At 43.5% G+C, this 22,854-nt stretch carries 20 protein-coding genes and 3 pseudogenes; 4 read left to right on the top strand and 19 right to left on the bottom strand.

The window, feature by feature from the left end:
* Positions 1-9 precede the first annotated feature (9 nt).
* From B7988_RS06905 to B7988_RS06835, 15 genes are all read right to left on the bottom strand, one after another.
* A complete protein-coding gene (locus B7988_RS06905) occupies positions 10-1,089 on the bottom strand; it encodes an aminotransferase class V-fold PLP-dependent enzyme (protein WP_088657344.1) in 1,080 nt (359 codons plus the stop codon).
* 17 nt (positions 1,090-1,106) lie between these two features.
* The gene (locus B7988_RS06900; RefSeq protein ID WP_088657343.1) at positions 1,107-2,450 is read right to left on the bottom strand and encodes a Gfo/Idh/MocA family oxidoreductase; all 1,344 of its coding nucleotides are present in this window, start codon (positions 2,448-2,450) and stop codon (positions 1,107-1,109) included.
* On the bottom strand, positions 2,447-3,460 hold the full coding sequence (locus B7988_RS06895; RefSeq protein WP_088657342.1) for an acyltransferase family protein: 1,014 nt from the start codon (positions 3,458-3,460) through the stop codon (positions 2,447-2,449). The genes B7988_RS06900 and B7988_RS06895 overlap by 4 nt, the downstream gene beginning before the upstream one ends.
* Positions 3,461-3,462: 2 nt before the next feature.
* The gene (locus B7988_RS06890; RefSeq protein WP_088657341.1) at positions 3,463-4,263 is read right to left on the bottom strand and encodes a LicD family protein; all 801 of its coding nucleotides are present in this window, start codon (positions 4,261-4,263) and stop codon (positions 3,463-3,465) included.
* Positions 4,263-5,528 (bottom strand): oligosaccharide flippase family protein, encoded by a 1,266-nt coding sequence (locus tag B7988_RS06885; RefSeq protein ID WP_088657340.1) that lies wholly within the window; start codon positions 5,526-5,528, stop codon positions 4,263-4,265. The genes B7988_RS06890 and B7988_RS06885 overlap by 1 nt, the downstream gene beginning before the upstream one ends.
* Positions 5,529-5,538: 10 nt before the next feature.
* Complete coding sequence (locus B7988_RS06880) at positions 5,539-6,354, bottom strand: LicD family protein (RefSeq protein WP_088657339.1); 816 nt, start codon at positions 6,352-6,354, stop codon at positions 5,539-5,541.
* Between the two features lie 3 nt (positions 6,355-6,357).
* A complete protein-coding gene (wzy, locus tag B7988_RS06875) occupies positions 6,358-7,608 on the bottom strand; it encodes an O-antigen polysaccharide polymerase Wzy (RefSeq protein WP_249268889.1) in 1,251 nt (416 codons plus the stop codon).
* 62 nt (positions 7,609-7,670) lie between these two features.
* On the bottom strand, positions 7,671-8,867 hold the full coding sequence (locus B7988_RS06870) for a glycosyltransferase (protein WP_088657337.1): 1,197 nt from the start codon (positions 8,865-8,867) through the stop codon (positions 7,671-7,673).
* A 3-nt stretch (positions 8,868-8,870) separates the two neighbouring features.
* Positions 8,871-10,109 carry a glycosyltransferase family 4 protein gene (locus B7988_RS06865; RefSeq protein WP_088657336.1) on the bottom strand — a complete coding sequence of 413 codons (1,239 nt, stop codon included), beginning with the start codon at positions 10,107-10,109 and terminating at the stop codon, positions 8,871-8,873.
* 5 nt (positions 10,110-10,114) lie between these two features.
* Positions 10,115-10,615 (bottom strand): hypothetical protein, encoded by a 501-nt coding sequence (locus tag B7988_RS06860; RefSeq protein ID WP_088657335.1) that lies wholly within the window; start codon positions 10,613-10,615, stop codon positions 10,115-10,117.
* Complete coding sequence (locus B7988_RS06855; protein ID WP_088657334.1) at positions 10,615-11,796, bottom strand: AAA family ATPase; 1,182 nt, start codon at positions 11,794-11,796, stop codon at positions 10,615-10,617. The genes B7988_RS06860 and B7988_RS06855 overlap by 1 nt, the downstream gene beginning before the upstream one ends.
* 82 nt (positions 11,797-11,878) lie before the next feature.
* Positions 11,879-12,757, bottom strand: coding sequence for an NAD-dependent epimerase/dehydratase family protein (locus B7988_RS06850; RefSeq protein ID WP_088657333.1), 879 nt, complete (start codon positions 12,755-12,757; stop codon positions 11,879-11,881).
* Between the two features lie 5 nt (positions 12,758-12,762).
* On the bottom strand, positions 12,763-13,443 hold the full coding sequence (locus tag B7988_RS06845; protein WP_349291494.1) for a sugar transferase: 681 nt from the start codon (positions 13,441-13,443) through the stop codon (positions 12,763-12,765).
* The gene (locus tag B7988_RS15045) at positions 13,443-14,075 is read right to left on the bottom strand and encodes a hypothetical protein (RefSeq protein WP_249268888.1); all 633 of its coding nucleotides are present in this window, start codon (positions 14,073-14,075) and stop codon (positions 13,443-13,445) included. The genes B7988_RS06845 and B7988_RS15045 overlap by 1 nt, the downstream gene beginning before the upstream one ends.
* A gap of 134 nt (positions 14,076-14,209) precedes the next feature.
* The gene (locus B7988_RS06835) at positions 14,210-14,758 is read right to left on the bottom strand and encodes a hypothetical protein (protein WP_073323934.1); all 549 of its coding nucleotides are present in this window, start codon (positions 14,756-14,758) and stop codon (positions 14,210-14,212) included.
* Positions 14,759-15,316: 558 nt separating this feature from the next.
* Between B7988_RS06835 and B7988_RS06830 the strand changes: the two genes are divergently transcribed.
* Complete coding sequence (locus B7988_RS06830; RefSeq protein ID WP_249268887.1) at positions 15,317-16,222, top strand: Rpn family recombination-promoting nuclease/putative transposase; 906 nt, start codon at positions 15,317-15,319, stop codon at positions 16,220-16,222.
* A gap of 198 nt (positions 16,223-16,420) precedes the next feature.
* Here the strand turns inward: B7988_RS06830 and B7988_RS06825 are convergent.
* A pseudogene (locus tag B7988_RS06825) lies at positions 16,421-16,699 on the bottom strand (sugar transferase); the annotation flags it as partial.
* A 412-nt stretch (positions 16,700-17,111) separates the two neighbouring features.
* Between B7988_RS06825 and B7988_RS06820 the strand changes: the two are divergent.
* Positions 17,112-18,068 (top strand): DUF4062 domain-containing protein, encoded by a 957-nt coding sequence (locus B7988_RS06820; protein ID WP_088657331.1) that lies wholly within the window; start codon positions 17,112-17,114, stop codon positions 18,066-18,068.
* Between the two features lie 42 nt (positions 18,069-18,110).
* On the opposite strand, the gene B7988_RS06815 is transcribed toward B7988_RS06820, so the two are convergent.
* Together B7988_RS06815 and B7988_RS06810 are read right to left on the bottom strand one after the other, a co-directional pair.
* On the bottom strand, positions 18,111-18,620 hold the full coding sequence (locus B7988_RS06815; RefSeq protein WP_141225590.1) for a hypothetical protein: 510 nt from the start codon (positions 18,618-18,620) through the stop codon (positions 18,111-18,113).
* Positions 18,621-18,732: 112 nt separating this feature from the next.
* Entirely contained in the window at positions 18,733-19,797 is a 1,065-nt protein-coding gene (locus tag B7988_RS06810) for an ATP-binding protein (protein ID WP_088657329.1), read from the bottom strand.
* 499 nt (positions 19,798-20,296) lie between these two features.
* On the opposite strand from B7988_RS06810, the gene B7988_RS06805 reads away from it, so the two are divergent.
* The gene (locus tag B7988_RS06805) at positions 20,297-21,322 is read left to right on the top strand and encodes an Rpn family recombination-promoting nuclease/putative transposase (protein WP_088657328.1); all 1,026 of its coding nucleotides are present in this window, start codon (positions 20,297-20,299) and stop codon (positions 21,320-21,322) included.
* Positions 21,323-21,329: 7 nt separating this feature from the next.
* On the opposite strand, the pseudogene B7988_RS06800 reads toward B7988_RS06805, so the two are convergent.
* Positions 21,330-21,932, bottom strand: a pseudogene (locus tag B7988_RS06800) (DegT/DnrJ/EryC1/StrS family aminotransferase); the annotation flags it as partial.
* A 295-nt stretch (positions 21,933-22,227) separates the two neighbouring features.
* On the opposite strand from B7988_RS06800, the pseudogene rhuM reads away from it, so the two are divergent.
* Positions 22,228-22,476 (top strand): annotated as a pseudogene (gene rhuM, locus B7988_RS15450) (RhuM family protein); the annotation flags it as partial.
* Positions 22,477-22,854 lie beyond the last annotated feature (378 nt).

The following is a 22,854-nucleotide window of genomic DNA, read 5'->3' as shown; positions in this document are numbered from 1 at the left end:
TCCAAAAAACTATATACAGCCTTTCTTCTTCAAGTCAACAAAAGCGTCAAGCAATTTGTCGTAATCTTCTTTCCTTAAATAGCCGATATGCCCTACGCGGAAAACAGAATCTTTCATGTCGCCCCCGTTGGGGCAAATCCACATACCGTATTCATCCTTGATTTTGAGAAAGATGTCGTAAGCTGATGCAGTCGTCGGGTGAAGCGGAGTCACCGCATTCGAGAGCGATTCGGAAACGATTTCATACGGCAATTTCAATTCAGCAAGTTTAGAACGGAAGTAGTTCGCCAGAGCAGCCGTACGTGCAATTTCGGCTTCGACACCGCCGTTTGCATCGATTTCTTTGAGGCGAGCGTTGATTTGGCGCAAGATGCTTACAGCGGGGGTCCATGGAGTTTGGCCGCGTTCAGCGTTCTTCAAGGCGATTTTAAGGTCAAGGTATTGGCATTTGCACTTGATACGCTCAACGCGATCGATGGCTCGCGGAGAAAGGACAATGACCGAGATTCCCGGCGGGCAGGCGAGCGCCTTTTGCGAGCCCGTAATCATGATGTCGGCGCCGAGGGACTCCATGTCGAAGGGATCAGCTAAGAAGGTGCTGATGCAGTCGACAATCAAGAAAAGGTTGTTGCGCTTGCAAAAATCGCTGATGAGCTGCATGTCGTAGTGCACACCAGTGGAGGTCTCGTGCTTGTTCACGATGAACGTCGTGTATCCCTTGCCTTCGAACTCGGCCAGGTGTTCCGTCTTTAGCGCCTTGCCAGGCTGTAGTTTGATTTCGGAGAAGGGAATTTCGTGTAGTTCGCAGAGTTCCACAAATCGGTGACCAAAGCTTCCGCCGTTCACAATGATGGCCTTGTCGACAGCAGTGAGCGTGTTCATTATGGCGGTTTCCATGCCGGCAGAACCTGAACCCGTGATAAAGGCGACTCTCGAATCGCCGGATGCCTTGGCGAATTTCTTGATGAGCCTTTCGTTTTCGAACATCAGTTCCGAAAATTCTGCCGTGCGAAAATAGGGAACCTGTTCTGCGCCGATGGCACGGACGGTATCACTGGATTGTACCGGTCCGACTGTAAAATTAATCATATTCTTACTCCTTTCTATTAAATACTGTGGAAATCCTTTTTTTCGGCAAATTGTTGCATAACATAAGCCATTTGAATGCTTTCTCGCCTTCGTAAACGAGCCGAAGAAAACCTCTTATTAAGAATGCAACTAAGAAATTCCTGAATTTCGTAGCGAAGCCCGAAGCCATCCCACTTGTAAAAGAATTTTTTGTTGTCATTCTGGTTTTCATATCGAAGTTCAAAATAGTCGGTTTTCCACCACGGAGCAGGCACATAGGCATATCCCTTGGTTCCGGAAATTACAAGATTGCCTTCAGTCTTTACGCCAAGACCCACTTTGAACGAACATGTCGCTTGAGGATACTGGAAAACGCCTCGCGTATAGATGTCAACCCCTTTTTCCATTCGACTATACAAAGTCAAATTGTCATACTGGATTCCAAGAAGTTTGAAAATAGGAAGCAGCGGATAGCTTCCTTGTTCATTCAAGGCCCCACCAGCTTGACTCTGGTCAAATTCTCGTCCATTTTTATCCAGTAACTGCGACAACGAAACATCAATATCAACAACGTCACCAATCAAGCCAGATTTAATTAGCACCATCAAATGATTAAATGCAGGACAATGCGCGGTCTTATTGGCCTCCATAAGGATGAGACCATTGGCCTCCGCCATCTGGTACAACTCTTTTGCTTGGCCACCATTAAGAACCATCGGAGTTTCACAAAGGACGTGTTTTCCTTTCTGCAAAGCTGATTTAATGTTCTCGTAATGTGATAAATGCGGAGTCGCGATATAAACGGCATCAATGTTCGAATAGAATTCACTATTAGTTTGACTAGCACGAATCCCCTCAAATTCGCGACAAAATAACTCTGTTTTTGAATAGTCCAAATCAATTGCCGACGTAACAACAGCGCCACTCACAATACTAGATTCTAATGGAAATCTTCTCGCGACACGTCCACATCCTTGAATTCCAATTTTAACAACATCTTGAGATTCTTCACGAAGCTGAGTTGATGATATCCCTTCAGTGCGAGGCAAATATACAACTTTGCAGTATTCACTCAGGTAATCAAATTTTCCTTTCCAGTCACTCCCTATAGCAAAAATATCCACATCATATTTTTGAATGTCATCGATTTTTTGCCCAACATAGTCCTCAATGATAATCTGGTCAGCAAGACCTGTAGCCTTTACAGCATCAACTCTTTCCAATACATTGTTACGGACATTAAGTTTCCCTCGGTCGCGATCAAAATTGTCATTTGTGACGCCAACAATCAAGTAATCACCCAGAGCCTTGGCTCTCTTTAGCAGGTTAATATGCCCCTGATGCAAGAGATCGTACGTACCATACGTTATAACTTTTTTCATTTTTCTTCGCCTCTGTTTTTCAAAAAACGAACAGAATTTGTTATCGGATTTGTCAACCATGAAAAAATAGAGAATCTAGAAATACAAAACAAGAAAAAAATGACAATTGGAGTAATGACAAAAGCAAGCGAAGGATATTCCATTAGCATCGTTCCTTCAATAAAATAAAATATAAATCCAAGCATGAAGGTGTGATAAACATAGTACAACATCGTCTTTTTCCCTTCAACAGCAAAAATATTTTCGCGAGAAAAAAAATGTAAAAATAAATTTAGCACAGAAACACAAATCAATGAAGACACAATAAAAAACAAGAACCTATACACCAAAGAATGCCATAGCCCAAAAATCGATTCCGCATAAGGTTTTCCACCCCACACAATATCGGATATATTGAAATTTACCAAAAACAAACACAAAAGCAAAGAAATCAATATACAACTAACAGAAATAATCGTATTGATTGCTTTTATTTTCAACAAAGCATCTGTTTTTGAAAATAAAAAACCGCAAATAAAAAAAGGAAAAAACGAAAATGTTCTTTGAATGGACAAACCATAACCTATTGGCAGAAAACCACTAACAAGGCCGACAACCACAGCACTAATTAGAATAATCCATTTACTTACATGAAGCAAAGAAAAAAATTGAGCAGAAAAACGCCAATAGATCAAACTAAGAAGATACCAAAGCGACCAACTTGGTTCAATCAAACTATAAAGATTTATATTCTTATACAGCATATCAGGAATACGATGAAGAACGTCAAAAAGAATATATGATTCAAAAAGCATTAATAGACTAATCCACATTTTGACGGATTTCAATCCATATGATTTTGTAAAATATCCAGAAAGAAATACAAACAAAGGCATATGGAATAGATAAATGAAATTATAAATTCCATATGAAAGAGTTTTTTCTTTTATAAAAAAACCGAGGGTATGTCCCAAAATAACAAGACAAATAAGAAAAAATTTTACGGAATCAAGAGCAAAAATTCTAGGCATGTCTATCTCCACGTCACATTGTAATCGTGATGCGTGATTTGTTTTTCTTTAGGAGGTAATTTCATATAGTCACCAAAAAGAGCATGCAAATATTCATCATATTTTTTTACAGCTTTAACTGTCAAAAACTCAAACGGGACATCAACATAATCATCAAAAACAGACTTATTAACAACCTCTCTTAAACGATTATCGAGAGGAACAAGAATTCCCTTCATAGTGCACTTCCTTTTATCGTAAGTCATAGAGGCCCGTTCCATCGACTCCAAAATAGTTTTCCATGAAATTCTTTTTAGCACAACATGGGATATTCTTAAAAAAGCATTTTTCAAGAAAGAGCGTTGATTGTTTTCATTTACAATTTTTAGTGTATAAACGGCATTCAAAAAACTTTTTTTTGCCTGGAACAAATATTGTTGAATCCGATTCGACGGCAATGAATCAACAGGAAAAACATCTATGTATATTCCCATCTCAGGAGAATCTGAAATATTTTCTTTCAACAAGGTTTTTGTATCAACGACCTTCGCAAATGGGTAAATGACATTATTGTCTTTATCAAAATATTTAACTTCATATCTTTCATTACGAAATATTCGTTTGAATTTTTCGTAATCTTCCCTAGGCAACAAAATGTCTATATCGTCATCCCACGGAATAAAACCTTTATGTCGAATAGCTCCTAGCAATGTTCCAAAAGCAACAGAATAATTTAGAGAATTCTTTCGGCAAAAAGAATCTACTTCTTTTAACATATCTAATAAAATTTCTCTAATTTCTCTTATCTCTAGATGCCCTGTCATTATTTTCTCCTCAATAAGGAAAAATCAATTAATTCATACTTTAAGCAATAATAAAAACGATATGCTGTAGTTGCTATTTCTGACAAAAGGATAGCTATAATAAAACTCACATAAGTAATACTATTCGACAAATATAAAACAGCACATGTCACAACAAGAACAACCGTAGCTAAATAAACACTAACATTAAACGGTCTCGGATAGCCGAAAGAAACAAGAACCGGAGCCCCCATATAAACATCTATGCCGACAAAGAATGCCGAGAAAGCAGCAATCTTGATTAAAACAACTGATTCAGGCAGAGATCCATTCGCAAAAACAATATTTGCCAAAGGAGCCAAGGTAAACATGCATAAACTTGTAAAAAAGGATATCCCCATTACAACAAAAAAGAATTTTGTTGTAAACAACCGACTTTTCGACTTCGCAATATGAGGATAAACAGCCTGGTTTAGCATAGATACCGGCAATTCAGCTCCTACCGCAATTTTATGCATCAAATCATATGCGGCAACAAGATGCATAGAGAAAAAAGTTCCGCAGATTAACTTCGCAATTGATCCATTGAAGAAATTAGATATTCTAGACAAGAAAAAAGGGAAAGCTTCTTTAACAGTATTTTTCATGTTCTGGTACGACGGCATGAAAAAACGAAGCCTAATTATACGCACCAAGATAAAAACTGATACACAACCCGCTAAAAGATTACACGAAGATTGCAATAAAGCTATTCTTTCAAAATGTTCAGGTATTCTTATAAAAATAAAAATACTTCCTGTGTACAAAAAAACAGAAGTCGCCCGAATAACAGTCAAATATTTCATCTTTTCAATTCCCTGAAAAAACCATGTCGGGAAAAGTACATCTGAAAAACAAGTCAAAAAAGCACTATAGAATAGGAACAGATGTGCTTTCCCAAAAGGAATAAAAAAAAGTCCTATTGACAAAACCAAGAAGGATATTAAAAAAAATGTGAATTTCACCCCCAACACAGTACAAACAATTTCACTTAATTTTTTCCTTGATTCTCTATTAACGGAAATTTCTTTAACAGCGGAAACATCTAGACCAAAATTTACGAAATATGAAAAATAAGATACAACTGTCTGAGCAAAGATTACAGTTCCATAATTTTCAGGACCAACTGTTGTTATCAAATAGGGCAATGCAATAAAGGGCATTAACAAACGAAGAAATTCAATTATCGTCAAATACCCTGTATTTTTTAGGATTACGGAATGATTTTTTATTTTCTGAAAAAACATAGAGTATTCATCATTTCCAATAAAAGTTTATTTCACTCTGTTTCGGCTTCTGATCTTCTACAGGAGGCAATTCCATATAGTCACCATAAATATTACGAAGGAATCGGTCATATCCATTCATTGCATAAAAAATTGAATCTTCGAAGGGAACTTCTACAACATCCCTAAAGTCATCAATGTGCTGATAATTTTTTACACCATCATCCAAACAGACGATTTGCGACCAATGGTTTGTCTCTCCAAACTTGTAGCGTTGAGCATTCTCTTTCAACAAGTTGTTGTATTTCTCCAGATTCTTTCCACCTAAACGAACAATCTTTTTAACAGCAAGCTTGATATTATATAATAAAGATAGCCTCTTCGAAAAAGAATGTCTTGTATCTCTACAGCGCTGTTGATTGATCCACAAATCATATCCATACGATATATTTTTTTTGAACTCGTCAAAATCATCACTCACTCCATCAACGGGAAAAATGTCAATCCACACTCCAGTATCATAACTACACCACATCGATGGAGTTTTTGCCAACGTTCGATCCATATCACAAACACGAGCAAATCCAAGCCAACATTCAGGCATTGCTGGTGAAATCAAATGATATTTATCAGAAGCGTACATTTGACAAAAACGGTTAAACTCTTCTCTAGGCATAATAATGTCAATATCATCATCCCAGGGAATAAATCCTTTATGCCGTAGTGCTCCAATCAAGGTTCCATATGCTAAAGAGTATTTTATATTATTTTGTTTACAGAAACCATGAACATCTTTTAAAATGTTCAAACTAAATTCCTGCAACTCTTTTAAAGTCATCTCTTTCATTCTTTATGTACTCTTATGAGAATAATTTTTTACACATAATTTTTTTGTAAATAAACATGCGGCAAGAACTCCAACCGTATAAGCAAATGAACTTAGCAAATCTCCTCTCAATATAAACAAAAAAGCCCCCAATAAAACCAAATATTCAATGTTCCATGAAAACGAAATAAATAAATTTTTTTTATTCCAAAAAGTATTATCCATAATTGCACAGAAAGCGGCAGTCAAGATAACAAACAACAATATTCCAACATACCCAAAATTTATATAACCCTCACCAAACAACGGCATAGAAATATTACCAAACACATGCTGCCCTTCAGCTAAAAAAGCTCCACTGCCAATGGGTTTTGATGGCCAAAAGCTCCGAGGCAAGAAAAAAAGTGCGACCCCTAACAATTGCCTTCCGTACGTTATAACATCTAATTTCAACAAAGCCATAAATTCTTGGCTAGCATCATAATTCATTGAATTCAGATATTCTAGATTAACAGAATCAAAAGATATTGATCCATTAAAATACCGGAAGTTCCCCAAAAAAGGGAAGACGACTAACAAAAAAACAAAAAGTATTAGAACAAAAACATATCTTTTTCTCATAAAAGTCATCAAAAGTAACATTATTGGCAGCCAATACATAGCTATGGCATTTCTGGATAAGCCTAAAGGAAACACAGTAACAAGCATTTGGAGAAATAATATAAAAGAATATTTCTTAGGAATTTTTTTTAGCAAAGCGAAAGCGCAACAAGCAAATGGAATTGATCGAATAAATTTATCTACTAACAAATTCATTGAGCCATCTGTTTTTACAATATAAAGATTTTCTGCAAATCCTCGAAAAAACAACATTCCCATCCGATTTTTGTAATACCATAAAGTTAAAACAACAGCGAAAGAGGATATCGCTAAAAGTTTATAGTAATTAACCTTTTCATTATCTATTAATTGTAATTGTAGTCCAAAATTTCTCTTTATAAAATAGTGATATAGGATATTAAATACACCGATAATCAAAAAAATAATAATCTGAAAGAAAACATAATCTCCATCATCAAATGTCACAATAAGTGATGTAACTATGCTTTGCGACGAATATTGTATTGCATTTGCAAGAATAAAAAAGAAGAGTATAAAGAAATTAACAATTTTGTGTAACGAGAAGGGTTTTTCAGCATAGGAAAAAATTTCATTTATAACAATAGCAGAATTTATCAATGCCAACAAAAGAAAAATCTTTGATGTCATTTGCATATTCACAAGATACGCAAATACAATAAAGAATAAAGGTAATTTTAAGAACAAACCGGACAGACTCATTTATTCTTTATTTCCTCAAAAATTCTAAGATAAATTTTGTATTGGGAAAATTTTTCATATGTTTGAGCATTTTGAGCACAATTTCCTTGAAGCAAGTTTCCACATTCTATCACATTCAATACTGCTTTTGGTGCGATTTCTTTTATAACAATTCCACAATCATCAATCACCGTCTCCGGAACAGCTGTGTAATTTGACACAACGACAGGTGTTCCGCAAGCCATCGCTTCAACGGTGGTGAGTCCCATAGTTTCTTCTCTACTTGGGTTCAGAAAAACATCCGCAGCCGTATAGATTTCTGCCAGTTCACGAACATTGTTTGTTCTTGTTATTTTTATAATATTGTCTGGTAATTCTTTTTTCTGTTTTTCGCTAAGGCCAACCAAAACTATTTTATAATTGTCATCAAGAATTTTTGACAATTCAACAAAGTCGTTCAAGCCCTTGCGTTCTTCCCAGATACTAGCAACACCAAGGATGACCTTTTTACCGACAAGCCCGTTTTTTTCCCTGAAGTTACTGGGAGTCGGCTTAAACACATTCAGATCAATCCCATTCGGAATCACTTTTATCGGATAGCGGCTTAAAAATGATTGCTTAACTTCGTTTGCAAGCCATTTTGAAGGGGTTACAAGTGTCATTTTTTTGACACTCGTGAACAAAGCCTTCTTTTTCAGCCAATTTTTCTTTGAAGCATCCAGCAGCAAACTTGAAGGGTAACGTTTCTTTTGCGGGCAATTATAACAGCCCGTTTTCCATTTATCGCATTTTACATAACTATAATATGCACAATGCCCGGTAAATGTCCAACAATCATGCAATGTCCAAACAACGGGCTTGTCAGCTTTGGCCAAATAATTGAATAGGAATTCAATATTAATGTAATAACCATGTATATTGTGCAGGTGAATTACATCGGGGTCGTATTCTTTTACCCATTCAATAAACTTTTCGGTAGCGCGCCTAGAACCAAAACCTGTATTATCGAAAATCCTGCTCTGCAGCGCATGGCATTTTACGTCGAAATCGCTACCTATACGGACAGCATACTTCCGGTATTTTTCCGGGACTGTTTCTCGGCCGTATGCAATTTTGCATTCGTGCCCGTTCTGTTCCAGGACTTCGGCCAAATCAGTACAGATTCTACCTGTACTACGAATTCCGCAAACGCTGTTTATCTGGAGGACTTTCATTTTTTATGTCCTCCAATACTCTTCTATCTCGTCCATCAGTTTTGCCTTGCTGAAATGGACCTCGGAATATTCAACAGCATTTTTACCCATTTGGAGCAATTCGGGATTGTCCTTAACCTCAAGTATCGCCCGAGCCAACGCATCAGCATCGCCAATGGGCGCACATACGCCGCAATTTGCCTCGCGCACAATACGTTCCGTCTCACCGCACGCACTAGCCACGATGGGCTTCCCGCACGCCATGTAAGACTGCAACTTTGCAGGAATCGTCTTTGTGAATAACGGCGTATCCATAAAGGAGATAAACGCGGCATCGCATTCAGCGAGTATCGCCGGTATTTTTTCGGCCGGCTGGCGGTCAATCATGGTAAACATGTCGCCAACGCCATTCTCTTCTATCTGCTTGAGCAGTTCCACCTTGTTGCGGCCATCCCCCACTATGGTAAAGTTCACGTTAGCCTTGCCTTTAAGAAGGGCTGCCGTTTTCGGGAGGATTTCGAGGCCCTGCGCCTTGCCGATGTTGCCGGTAAAAGCGATTTTAAAGAGATCCTTCGACTTCACTTCGTTTCGCTCAGGATGACACAGTTGAGATCCATCGGCTTCGCGGGGATGACGAGAGGCGGCGGGTTTGTAGAAGTCCTCTGCGTATTGCGGGAGGTAGTGGACTTTCTGTTCCTGGCCGGGGCAACGCATCTGGATGTCGGTCACAAAACTCGGGCTTGTGGCGAAAATCGCATCACAGCGTTTGTAGATGTAGTTGACCATACGACTGATGGGGCCAAGCACCGCCTTGCTGTGGATTCCAGTCACGATTTCCACGTTTTCGGGCCAAAGATCCTGCACATACAAGTAATTCGGGATTTTACGACGCTTGGCAAACCATACCCCAAGCAAGGCCTGGGTCATGGGCGAAACCTCGAAGGTGAACACATAATCTGCCTTGAGGCTTGTAAAATGCGACCAAAAGAACCCGCTCACCACAAAGCTCAGGTAATTGAGTGCAAGGCGAACAGAGCCATGGCCTCGAGCAACAAGCGGCAAACGGATGATTTCTACGCCGTTCCATGTTTCGCGGCGATTCTTGAACCAGCCGTAACCCTTGTAGAATTCACCCTGCGGGTAATTAGGGATTCCCGTAACAACAGTTACCTTGTGGCCCCTTTTCACCCATTCCTGGCACATGTCATTAATCCGAAACTGCTCCGGATAAAAATATTGGCTTATGACAAGGATGTGTGCCATGGGGGTTACTTTACCTCAATGGTGTTCTTACAACAAAGGTGAAAGCCGCATTTATTGTAAAAACGTTGTTTGGTTTCACCCATGCCTCGACTAAAATCCGGATGCCGTCTATTGGCAACATAGGCATACTTTGTTCCAACTTTTTTGGAGGATTTTGTCTTCAAAAAAAGCTCTATGGTGGACTCTAGTTGATCCATTGCCGATCCAACATCCTTCTTTGTACGATCTTTCATTTCAACAAAGGCAAGCCAGGACTTGTCAGTTTTGTAAAGCATTCCATCGCACATACTGCGTTCTGTCCCACTATCCTTGCCAACCGTTATATTCTTGTCAACAGGCACGAACTGGAGCATGTCTGCGGCGTTGTTAACAACTACCGCTTCCCACTCTCTTTGAGGCTCATTTTTTGTCGTTCTCGCAAACATCTCTCCCTGCTTGTCAATCAAGCCAAAAAGAGAATCGTTGCGAGGCGGTTCCTTGCGATATACAGGGTTAAAGAAATCCATTACGATTCTACCTCATCCTGGATTTCCAAAAGCGCATCAAAAAGGTCATTCGTTTCGCTTAACGCAGAATTCAAGAAATTCCTGTCGCTGGGGATTCCGTCGTAATTGTCTAGTAGTCGAATTTCACCTTCGGGCGAAATCTCGTAAATAAATACCTTTTCAGGACGCAATGCGCCACTACGAGGCACAACGGCATCCATTTTTTCTAACAGTTCTTCTTTATTTTTTACAGAGCGTCTCACTTCGTCCTTGAGCATACCCGCCTTTATAGCCAGCGTAAGGTAGTTCAACATATAGGGGCTATGAGTCGTAAGCACCAGTTGGTTCAAGACCAACTCATTGTTCACCTTCAGGAGTTCATTTAATACATTGCGCTGAGTTTCGGGGTAAAGATTCTGTTCTGGTTCTTCAACAATGTTCACCAAACGCCCGTTAAAGTAACCCGCATGGAGTTGCTTAATCAAAGTCGCGCGCATGGAGCTAGAAAGTGAACTATCCTTCAAAAGTTTAGCAACTCGTTCTACGATCTTGCGGCGCTCAGAGCCACTGGCAGCATCCAATCCCGTTTTTTTATTTTCCTTAATCTTGTTAAACAGATAGCGAGAAACAATGACCATGGGTACCATGGACTGGAATCCGCTAGCAGCCTCGGTCAACTTAATCTTGAATTTGGAGTCGTTGAGCCAAGCGGTATTGGTAGATTTGTCGTAGGTGACTTTGAAGCCATTCAGAGGAAGAGCAAAGGGCTTTGATGCATTACGGAGAGCATTTGTATATTCATCCAGGAGCACCGAAAGAGATCCAGACAAATTCCGAATATCTTCTGCATTGTCCAAGGCTGTCATCAAGTTCCGTTCCGAAGGAATGTACATAATCTGCGGACGGATAAAGCTACGCATTCCCTTCCGCTCTTTGATATCCAACTTACCGTTTTCATAGGAGAAAACGTACTTTGTACCCTTAAAATAAAGGAAAGTATCGGCCTTGAAATAGTTCTGTATGTTATGGAACGCGCAATACTTTTCGCGAAAATTTTTGGCACTCAGTTCGTTGACATCGAAATCACCGCGCACCAAAGCCTTTTCTAGCCAAAGAAATGTTGATAGCAGCTTTGCAATGGAGCTTTTACCTGATCCCTGCATACCGCAGAACACAGTAACCTTGTTAATCTTAAGATTCACCGAGTTTCGGTTGACTATAGGGCCAAAATTTTGTATTACGAGTTCTTGCATAAGCTAAATATACCTTCTTGCCGTAAAAAGGTTACCCCTCCGTCTTCTCGATAGCCTCTTGCAGGCTATACTTCTGGTAGGGTTCCTTGTACACGCTCATGGACTGGTCGTAGGCCAGGTTGCCGAAGGCCTTGTTCACCAGGCCGGTGGCATGGCTCATCAGTTTCAGTGCCCAGCCGAATCCGGGAATCAGCACACAGCGCTTATGGTGGGCCTTGGCAATGAGCGAAATGATCTCGCTGGTGTTGCTATACTGCGGGTTCTGCGGCCAAAAGGTGCCGTGCTCGCCATTTTCAATCATCAGGCGCACGAATTCCACCAGGTTCCCTATGTAGAGCATGCTGCGCTTGTTCTCGACCTTCGGGAACGCGGGTAGCTTGCGGGCCAGTTTGCTGAGCAACGGGTAATTGCCCTTGCTCCCCTTGCCGAATATCATGGGCGGGCGGAGTATCACCACCCTGAAGGTGTCGCAGTCCAGCGGACGGATGCCGTTTTCGGCCTGCACCTTGCTGTCGCCGTAGCAGTTGGCGGGGTTCACGGGGGTGTCGCGGGTAATCAGTTTCTCTTTGCCAATGGGAGCGCTGTCGCCATACACAATGGCGCTGCTCATGAATATGAACTGCTTTACGCCAGCGTCTTTCGCCTTCTTGGCACATTCCACGGTCAGATCGGTGTTCACAGCGTAGTAGAGTTTCGCGCGTTCGTCGCTAATCTTGCCGTTGTCGCTGTGGGCGATTCCCGCCACGTGGTAAACGGAGTCGTATTGGCTAAAATCGTGGCTGCGCCAGGCGTCGCCAATCATGTCGAGGGTATCCACCTGGTACTTGCCCGCAAATTCGGGCTGTGCAAGGTAGTTGGCAAAGGAGGTGCCAATGTAGCTGTTCGCGCCTGTTATCAAGATTCTAATCATAGCACCTACCTAGATCCTTCGACTTCGCTTGCGCTACGCTCAGGATGACAGGGCGAAGCTTGGTCAGGATGACACGCAGATTCGTGCTTGTGGATTTCGCCGGTGCCGCCTTCTACCACGCCGTCGCTCTTGAGCACGCTAATAAACGTACCAAAGAAACACTTGCAGTCAAAGGCAAAGCTCTGGCGCTTTACGTATTCGCCGTCGAGGGCCGCCTTCACGGGGATTTCCAGTTCGTCGCGGCCGTTAATCTGCGCCCAGCCGGTCAGGCCCACGGGCACGTCATTGGCACCGTACTTGTCGCGTTCGGCAATCAGGTCGTACTGGTTCCACAAAGCCGGGCGCGGGCCGATAATGCTCATGGTTCCCTCGAAAATATTGAACATCTGCGGGAGTTCATCGAGGCTGGTCTTGCGGAGGAATCCGCCCACCTTGGTAATCCACTTCTTGGGGTCACTCAGTTCATGCGTCGGAGCATCCTTTGGCGTGTCGGTGCGCATGGTGCGGAACTTGTAGATGTTAAAATGCTTCTTGTGGAGCCCCACGCGCTTTTGCTTAAAGAGCACGGGGCCCTTGCTGTCGAGCTTGATGGCAACAGCGATGGCGAACATGGGGAGCGCGAGCACCACGATGCCGAAACCGGAGAGAACAATATCGATAAGGCGTTTAAAGAAATGCTTGTACATCAGGGACATCCCTCTTTTGGGGGTGCAAAATCAGTGCCAAAGTTGTGACCTTCGAGACCCAAGCCCTGTTCCTGGCAATACACGGAATTGCAGGGAATCTTGGTACCCGCGGGGACAATCGCAAGCGATTCCACCACGGCGTTGCAGTCCACGTGGCAGAACTCGCCGATAAAGGCGTTGTGGCGGATTACGGCCCCGCTCGAAACAAACGTGGCGGCAGCGACCACGGCGCCCGCCTGTACGGTGGCGTTGGGTTCGATGCAGCAGCCCTTCTGGAGTTGCGCACTGGGGCTCACGTATGCCGCGGGGTGCACGAGAATCGCGGGGGTAATGCAGTTGTAGCGCAACTGCTCGGTAAGCTTGCTGCGCAGTTCCGGATTCCCGATGGCCACAAAACCGTAGCGGAACTCGGCGGCAAACTTCTCGATGTCGCGAGTAGTGCCCACGACAGAGTGTTCCGCAGCCGCCGCAGGGTCCTTCGCAAAGGAATCGTCCAAAAAGGCGATGCGCTCGAAAACGCCCATGGCCTCGGCGATTTCCTTCGCCATGACGCCATACTGGCCAGCACCTAGAATAAGGAGGTTCTTGTTTTGCGCCACGCCGCAGACCTCGGGGTTAAGTTTGAATGCCAAATTTAGACCAAATTTAGTAAACTTCTGTATATAATGTGATTTTACTTTAAAAATAATGACGAAAAACTTACGAAAACAAGCTTCAACATAAAAAGCCCGGCTACATCGCCGGGCCATCAAGAAATATTTAGTAGTTATTTTCCAAGTTTCTCTTTAATCGCAAGGACATCCTCTTCCGAAAGCTTGGAAATGCGCACAACCTTTTCAACGGAATCTCCGTCCGCAAGCATAGCCGCAGCCATTTCTAGCTTGGCTTTTGCTATACCTTTTTCCTCGCTTTCATGAAGGTCATATTCGTAAGTCATGTACTTGTTCCTTATGAGAGTGTCGGCTTTGTAATAAGACACCTGGTCGTTGATGGTTTTAGTTTCACGGGAGTCCACATTCCGGGTCGCAAAATACTTCATATAAGCCTTAACGGCCGGGTCTTTGAAATCCTCGTACTTTTTAAATATATAAAAGTTTTTGAAGGTGCGGTCATTCAATGTGACACTAAAATCTTCGCGCGCCCTGTTTTCGAAATGATAAGCGGGGAACCCACGTCCAAAAATATCCATCGGGCAAAGGAAGATGATGTATTGCTCCTTGAGACTAGTATAATAGCCACCCTTTGAAAGAGCCACGCCATCACCTACGCTCTGATAGTATCTAGCGCGCTGCGGGAGCTCCTTGGTATCAATCATTTGACGCCTTCGGCGTCTGCGGCTGCACTCGGTCATAAAATTATGCAAGCATAATTTTGCGACGCTCGTTTTGCACGCTACTGCATTTCCAAATCAAACGAGTCCGAACATAATCGGATCTGTAATGTCAAGGTCGTCAAAAGACTTGATATTCATTGGTATTTTCCTTTTGCGTTAAGTTGTGGAGCTCTCCCTCTTTCCTAACACGCTTTTGACGCCTTCGGCGTCCGCGGCTTCATTCGGTCGCAGAAAAATGCAAGCATTTTTCTGCGACACTCATTTCGCACGCTTTTTTCAGGCGTTTGAATGCCAATTTTTTGTAAAACTTTTGTAAAAACAAGATTTTCCCCCGGCCACCACTCCCCGACCACCCCCCAAAAAATTTTTGGGGGGAAGAGACGTGCAGAACTTGTGAATAGCTGCAAACAATGTTTGACATTTAAAAATATCTGTTGATAGCAGCAAACTATTGTTTGCCAATTTAGGCTTTTTTTCGTTTTTTACGATTTCATTTGATAGATTTCTCCTCCAGCTTTTATGGAGGCTTTATGAACCGCAGTGATTTTTTTTGCCATGGTTAAGGATGTTCACAAACATCCTGAACGACTGGCCGAATACCGCAAAACCTACAAGAACGTTTATCCGTTCAGTGACGGGATATTCAAAATGCTTATGGCAAACGAGGCCAAGCCCGAGCGTACCGTGAAGTTTTTGAACGCAATGCTCATGCTTTCCGGTACGAACGCAATCAAGACTTTCTCGTTGGGGGTTCCTGAGAATCCAGGCGTTCTAGACGACAAGTCCGCCATTTTTGACATCTACGGCATAACGGAAGCAGGCAATCCCGTTCTTATCGAAGTACAGCAGAATTTTAACACGCTATTTATCGACAGGCTTATTTACTACACATCCCGAGTTATTTCGCGTACGGTCAAAAAGTCAAAGGATTACAACCTGCCACACATCTATGTACTTTCACTGTTAACCGAGAACCAATTTCCACTAGAGCGCAGCACCTATCTTCACCATGCACAGCTCGTGCGCAACCGCCGCCTGTTCTACGAAAAATTGGACATTTATCTTATTGAAATCGAAAAGTTCTTTGCAATCGATGACCGCACCAAGCCCGAGAATCGAGAAATGACCGACAGAGCCGAAATGCTCCGCATATTCCGAGATGTTCTCGAGGAAAAGGAAATACCTGTTGAAAAGTTGCAGAGATTGCTTGACAAGGACTTTGCAAAAGATGTATCTTTGCAGGGGTATACGGACGAAACGCTTTTGAACGAGGTTGATGGAATGACAGACTTGCTTTACGAAAAACAGGGCTCATACCAGCAGGGTCTTGACGACCGCGGACGCCAAGACGCCCAACTCATGGTCGACAAAGGCATTCTGACTCCTGAGAAGGCAGCTGAACTCTTCCACGTTTTACCCAAAGATATTCTTCCATCAAAGCAATAATTCTAAGCATTTTAAAAAGCCCCTTTTGGGGCTTTTTCAGAATTGCGGCAACGATCGTGACCCCTTGGGGACAAGACTCGCCAAGCGAGGCTTGGTTTTACGAGGTGCGCGGGGTGGCAGAGCCGCAACGCGGGCCCGTAAAATAGAGCGTGACGGCGTGGAGCGCTAGCGCAGCGCCGGGCCGCCCAAAAGGAAAAAGTCGAGGCTGGTGGAGCGGAGGAACTTGCCGTAGGCGTTCAGCCGCATGTCGTCGGGGAGCAGGTTGCCCTGCGCGTCACGCTCGTTGGACATGGTGCGGAACTTGACGAGCTTGAAAATCTTTTCGTTAAGGCCGGGGCGCGGTTGCGTAAAGAAGGGGTTGCCCTTCATTTTGACTGCACCAACGAGGGTGAGAGCCACGAGGAGCGGGCTCAGGCAGACAATGGCCAGGAGCGCGCAGCAGAAATCAAGGACTCTTTTTAGACAGCGGGAATACACCAGCGCAGACCTCGGGGTTAAGTTTGAAAGCCTATTTAGACCAAATTTAGTAAACTTCTATATATAATGTGAATTTGCTTTAAAAATAATGACGAAAAACTTACAGAACCGGGTTCGCATAGCGAGCCCTTCATTTGTCTTGCCGGCCCTGAGCCGGCACCTCCTTTTTCCTTTTATCGTAACGTGATATGATTAAAAACGCCGTTTTTTCGTGCTTTTGAGCAAAAAATCAACCTGTGCAAAAATTGCACAGGTTCTCATGGGTAAAATAGCAGCAATCACAGCCGCCACCACTCCCCGACCACCCGCCCCAACTCTTTGGGGGGATGGAGGCCTGCCGCTCATTCTTGACACTTTTTGTCAAAATAGTTTATTATCTTTAAAGAGATTAAGATGAATTAAGGAATAAAACATGAAAAAGAAACTACAAATATTTGTTTCATCCACCTACACCGACTTAAAGGAAGAAAGACAAGCCGCAGTAGAAGCAATCTTAAAATCAGGAAACATCCCTGCCGGAATGGAGTTGTTTACCGCAGGAGATAAATCACAATTAGAAACCATCACAAGATGGATCGACGATTCCGATATCTACATGCTTATTCTAGGCGGAAGATACGGATCTATAGAACCCACCACAGGCAATAGCTATACAGAAGTAGAATATGATTATGCAAAATCAAACAACAAACCTCTATTTGCGGTTGTTATTTCAGATAAATATCTAGATGAAAAAGCAAAAAAAGACGGATTATCTGTTAGCGAAAAGGACAACCAATCTAAATACAAAGCATTTAAAAACAAAGTTCTAAGCAATATATCCGTATTTTACGACTCCCCTAAAGACATAAAATTAGCCGTTCACGAAACTTTAGCCGACTTTAAAGACCGCTACGATTTTAAAGGTTGGGTTCCTGGAGATATCGAAAATAAATTAGACGCATTAAGTGAAGAAAATGATAGTTTGCGAAAAGAAATTCAGGAACTAAAAAAAAACAACACTGTAAAAGTATATTCCAGACAGCAATGTGAAAATGAAACCGCTCAAGATCAAGAATTTGAACAGATTTTCTCGGAATTTGAATCAAGAGTTTTATCGTATAAAATAGATGGGGTAGAATACCAATCAAACCTGAATTTCTTTGTTAAAACTTATTGTTCAGCAATGATTACTGGCGTGTACAACAACTACGGTTTAACAGAAGTTGCGAGTCTACTATTTTACAGTATTATGCCTCTTCTAAATTTGCACGATCTTGCGGAAATGGAGCCTGTCCCCAAAGTGGCATACAGACGTTTTTATTTAACTGGCAAAGGCAAAAAATATGCTCTATTCTTAGAGAAGAAAAAGAGCTGTCAAAAACAGTAAAATTCAAATAGGGACATTCTTATGGAAGAAATAATAGCAATTCTAAAAGAGAGTGTGGTAAACATAAGAGCAATCAAACAAGGACATATCCGTTTTTAAAGGAAATATCCAATGTTTTATATTTCTCGCAAATAAAGGGATAAACGCCTTAAATCTAGACAATTCGAATACAAGTTGACTACGCGCAATTTTCTTCGCAGACTTTGGATGACACTCAAAATGCCCCACTGCTAACGACGATACGTTTTCAAAACTTTTTTCGAATATCGCTTTTGTATCCTCATCAGGAAAAACAGTTGTCTCAATAAACGTCTTTTGGGGATAAAGGTTGAATATTCCGATTTTAAAAGGTGTTTCTAATACAATTCCTGAAACAGGCAAAACAACCATATTGTTTTTTACAGAATTCTTTATATTTTCAGTCAGAGATTTCAGTACACCTTCTGTTGGTTCATTGTTGTTTTTTATAGAAATAGCCGCATCAAGAATGAAGTCTCCCATCTGTTCCGGCAAAATTGCTTTTGTTGCATATTTTCTTGAAATACTTAACAACTTATTTTTTCCATCATTGACTAGAGAATATGATAACCTGAATTAACTTCACAGTTGTATTAGGGCCAATTATTTCAATTTATAATAAAAGACCTTATTTGGCAAATATTTTTTAATTTCCCAATATCCACTCACCAAAGAACGGGTCTTCAAGTTCGTAGCCAACGGTTTTGATTACGTACCCCTGTTTCAACAGACGTTTGATAGAACTGAACGAGGTGCTGGTGGGTACAGACCTGTCTGTTATGGGATTTTTCTTGTTGGCAAGCAACAACATCACCTTGCGATCGGTACGGTTCATGTTCGCCCAAAGACGCTCGTAGTCCAAGGAATGTTCCTCCACCTGTCTCTTTATAGCATAGGCAACGACATTTTCCGTTATCTTGCTATACACTATGGCGTTATAAACTGCGGCAGCCAGCTGTTGTGTGTAGTAGGGATGAACATCCGTAAACTTGAGAATTTCCTCGGTGATGGCAGCCTTTTGCGAAGCGGGCATCTTGGGCAATCGGCTTTCGATATAGTTATAGAAATCATCGTACGGGATTTTCTTCAGATTCATTCGTTCGCCAAAATGGAAGAACGGGGACTTTTTCTTCTCAAAAATTTCCTCCATCATGGACTCCTGGCGCCCCATGAATATATAGTTCAGCCCCTTCTGCCGTTGCATAATGGCGCGCAGCTGTTTCGCCAGCGTCTTGTCAATGGAATTCACTTCCTGGAATTCATCGAACACCACGATGAGACGATTCTCAGCAGAAGACACCTTCTCTAGCAACTCCAAGGAATCTTCCAGCATCGCAGAAGATTTACCCACCGAGGGGACAAAACTCACGTCCATGCCATCTGTCATCGGATTGTAAGAGAGCGTGGGCACGACGCGGAAATGTTTCATGAAGTGTTTTACCTTCTCGAACTTATGAAGACGGAACACCTGACGCAAGACTTGTGCGGCTAGATCTTCCACATTCAAGACCTTCATGAAATCAATAGTAATGGACGGACGACCGATTTGTTGCAGGGCCTTTGCAACAAGACTACTCTTGCCAAATCGGCGAGGAGATATCAAGACCAGGTGGTTTTCGCTGTCCAGCATTTGCTTGATTTGTTCCAGTTCATTCACGCGGTCTGTGAAGAATTCATCTTCTACGATTGTGCCGAATTTAAAAGGATTCATAGTCTCTCCAGCGTCCAAAATTCCATTGCGAAAAATTTCGTTGCGAAAATTTTCGCAACATATATAATATAATATATTAATCCTTTTCGCGCAACAGAGCCAAGCATTTTTTTGAAATGAATGCCAAATTGCGACAAAAACGCGACAACGATCGTGACCCGTAAGGGCGAAGACTCGCGGAATGAGCCATTCACTTGCTGGCCGGAATGCCGGCGAATGTAGCGAGGCTTGGTTTTACGAGGTGCGCGGGGTGGCGGAGCCGCAACGCGGGCCCGTAAAATAGAGCGTGACGGCGCGGAGCGTTAGCGTAGCGCCGGGCCGCCCTGCAAAAAAATTACTCGAAGCAATCCTTGATGGTCTGGATGATAGTTTTACACATCTTTTACATTCCAGCCCTTTACAATTTCTACACCTTTTCTATTATCTGCCTGAGCGTCACCGAATAGGCTCCAAGCACTTGATTAATCAAGTGTTTTTTTCATATAAGGAGTACTATACCATGACGCAAAACCAAAATGCAAACACCCCCACCACCCGCAAGGAAATCCCCGAAATTCTGCGGGGCAAGCGATACCTGGACCCATCCTACGACCCGGCGTTTTACGCCCTGCTCGACGACGAGGAGGCCCTGGCGGACTTCATCAACAGCCTGCTGCACCTGGAAGACGGCCGCAAGATAAAGTCCATGAAATACACCTTCAACCAGCCGCTCATCTTGCGCGCACCAGAGGCCAAGGAAATCAAGTTCGACATCCACGCATGGACAGAGGACAACCGCTGCATGGATATTGAAATCCAGAGAGCGTCGCACCCATTCTTTACCGACCGTGTGTTGCTCTACGGCGCATACCTTACCATAGACGGCAAAATCAAAATGGACAAGTCCCCGGAGTTCAAGGCCCTGGAGGAGAACGAGAGAAAGCGCAGGCGCTACCAGTTGCCCGAAATCGTGTCTATCTGGCTGTGCAATTTCCCTCTTAGGCTCGAGCCGAAAAGTTTCCGCGACACCTGGCACCTGTACAGCGACAACGCCGTAAAGCAGGGGAACCCTGTACCCGTTTTCGACAAAATGAGTTATATTTTAATAGACTTGGGGGAATTCTCCAGGATTCACGCCAAGGCCGAAAGCCGCGAAGAACAATGGCTGTACCTGCTGACCCATGCGGGCAAGGCCAACGCTTCGATGGACTTTGCAGACCCTATTCTGCAAAAGGCCCTGGAAAGAATCGAGATTGGTTCCGCCAGCGATGAACTTCTTTCTAGTCAGGTAGACTCAATGGTTACACAAGACGAAATAGACGCGCGCATTGCCGACGGAGTGGTTACAGGTAGACAGCAAGGGATTCAGCAGGGTATTCAGCAAGGTATTCAGCAAGGTATTCAGCAAGGGATTCAGCAGGGGTTGGACTCTACGCTGACCGCGTTGGACCTGCTTTCCAAGGGAACCCCTGTAGCTACCATCGCCAAAGAGACCAAGTTGTCCGAAGATCACATTCGGCAACTCCAGTCCAAGATGACGAAGTAGTCCTAACTTACTCGAAGCAATCCCGAATGGTCTGGATGATTGCATCCTGCTGTTCGGGGGTCATCTTGTTGTCGCTGGGCAGGCACAGTCCACGGGCAAAGATGTCGGCGCCCACGTCGGTGATGCCGCCTGCGATGTAGGCGTTGGTGCGGGCGCGGCCGTTACCCTGCGCGGTCACGAAGGCGTGGCTCATGTACATGGGCTGCATGTGCATCGGCTTCCAGATGGGGCGGCCCTCGGCGTTCATGGCAGCGATGCGTTCCAGGATTTCCGTGGGGCAGCTCTTGCCCGCCTCGTGGATGTACAGGGCGTCGGTTTCGCCGCGCACCTGCTTGCACATGGCGTCCTTATCGATGATCATGCAGCTGAGCCAGAAGTTCGGTTCGCTGTTGGCGGCGTCGTAGGGGTTCACCTGCACCGGGAGGCCCTTCAGGCCCTCCTTGTAGCGCATGTAGATGGCCTTTTTCTGGGCGATGTGTTCTTCCAGGTAAGGCATCTGGCCGCGGACCACGCCGGCAATCACGTTGCTCATGCGGTAGTTGTAGCCCACCTCTTCGTGCTGGTACCAGGCGGCCGCCTCGCGGCTCTGGGTGCTCCACTTGCGCACCTTGGGCATGCCGTACAAGGCCTCGCCCGCGAGCTTGGTGCAAAGGCGCAAGGGAAATCCATGAAAATTGGTTGTCCGGAAATTCCGAACAAGCAAAAATTTTTTCAGAAACCCATTGACAAAGGCTGTGCGCGGAATTATATTGTAGTGCACAAGTGAGCATTAAGCCTGTTTTGGCTCGCGACGCAAAGTAACCTGAAGCCCCGCCTTTTCTAGCATGTAGGCGGATTGGAGTGAAAGATGGATAAAAAAGAGGCGCTGCCGGTTGCCGACAAGAACGAAATTATCGTGTACCAGCCGGAGGGCGGAGTTGTTTTCAACCTCCCGAACAAACATTGTCGAGCATATCGGCCATATATACGACGAAAATGAGTTGGACGCAGAATCAACCTGTCGGAAATTCCGACAAGTTCAAATTGAGGGATCCCGAAAAGTCAACCGTCAAATTCCGTTCTACAATCTCGACATGATCCTGTCACTTGGCTATCGCGTCAAGTCAACCGTGGCAACAAAATTCCGCCGTTGGGCGAACCAAGTGCTCAAGGAAAACATGCGCGAGGTCCACGACCGTTTCGTCATCGTCGACGATGTGGTTTACCACGTTGGGGCGTCGTTCAAGGATTTGGGGAATCAGATGACCGCGTTCTCGGTGCTGAACTTTGTCACCAAAGAACAGGTGCTTGCGATGGTGAAGCGTACGCAAAGTTCTTAAAAGATGTATCTTTAGAGAAGATCGAGGACGAATGTTCCGGCCTTTCCATCGAAGATGTCGTTGTCCTGCGTAGCCAGGCGGGAAACTGAGGCTAGATTCCGGCTTCCTTCGGCGTTGCTCAGGACAGGCTCTGGCTGGAATGACGCTGAGCGAAGCGCGGCTCCCCGACCAACCAGCCCCAAAATTTTTTGGGGGGAAGAGACGTGCAGAACT

Source organism: Fibrobacter sp. UWB1 (genome assembly GCF_002210325.1).
Lineage (GTDB): Bacteria > Fibrobacterota > Fibrobacteria > Fibrobacterales > Fibrobacteraceae > Fibrobacter.
This window is presented reverse-complemented; position numbering and strand designations above follow the sequence as displayed.

Coding starts and splice junctions, on each gene's coding strand:
- B7988_RS06905 (WP_088657344.1), bottom strand. CDS start 1,089: ATGATTAATTTTACAGTCGGACCGGTACAATCCAGTGATACCGTCCGT.
- B7988_RS06900 (WP_088657343.1), bottom strand. CDS start 2,450: ATGAAAAAAGTTATAACGTATGGTACGTACGATCTCTTGCATCAGGGG.
- B7988_RS06895 (WP_088657342.1), bottom strand. CDS start 3,460: ATGCCTAGAATTTTTGCTCTTGATTCCGTAAAATTTTTTCTTATTTGT.
- B7988_RS06890 (WP_088657341.1), bottom strand. CDS start 4,263: ATGACAGGGCATCTAGAGATAAGAGAAATTAGAGAAATTTTATTAGAT.
- B7988_RS06885 (WP_088657340.1), bottom strand. CDS start 5,528: ATGTTTTTTCAGAAAATAAAAAATCATTCCGTAATCCTAAAAAATACA.
- B7988_RS06880 (WP_088657339.1), bottom strand. CDS start 6,354: ATGAAAGAGATGACTTTAAAAGAGTTGCAGGAATTTAGTTTGAACATT.
- wzy (WP_249268889.1), bottom strand. CDS start 7,608: ATGCAAATGACATCAAAGATTTTTCTTTTGTTGGCATTGATAAATTCT.
- B7988_RS06870 (WP_088657337.1), bottom strand. CDS start 8,867: ATGAAAGTCCTCCAGATAAACAGCGTTTGCGGAATTCGTAGTACAGGT.
- B7988_RS06865 (WP_088657336.1), bottom strand. CDS start 10,109: ATGGCACACATCCTTGTCATAAGCCAATATTTTTATCCGGAGCAGTTT.
- B7988_RS06860 (WP_088657335.1), bottom strand. CDS start 10,615: ATGGATTTCTTTAACCCTGTATATCGCAAGGAACCGCCTCGCAACGAT.
- B7988_RS06850 (WP_088657333.1), bottom strand. CDS start 12,757: ATGATTAGAATCTTGATAACAGGCGCGAACAGCTACATTGGCACCTCC.
- B7988_RS06845 (WP_349291494.1), bottom strand. CDS start 13,443: ATGTACAAGCATTTCTTTAAACGCCTTATCGATATTGTTCTCTCCGGT.
- B7988_RS06835 (WP_073323934.1), bottom strand. CDS start 14,758: ATGATTGATACCAAGGAGCTCCCGCAGCGCGCTAGATACTATCAGAGC.
- B7988_RS06820 (WP_088657331.1), top strand. CDS start 17,112: ATGAAAAAGAAACTACAAATATTTGTTTCATCCACCTACACCGACTTA.
- B7988_RS06810 (WP_088657329.1), bottom strand. CDS start 19,797: ATGAATCCTTTTAAATTCGGCACAATCGTAGAAGATGAATTCTTCACA.
- B7988_RS06805 (WP_088657328.1), top strand. CDS start 20,297: ATGACGCAAAACCAAAATGCAAACACCCCCACCACCCGCAAGGAAATC.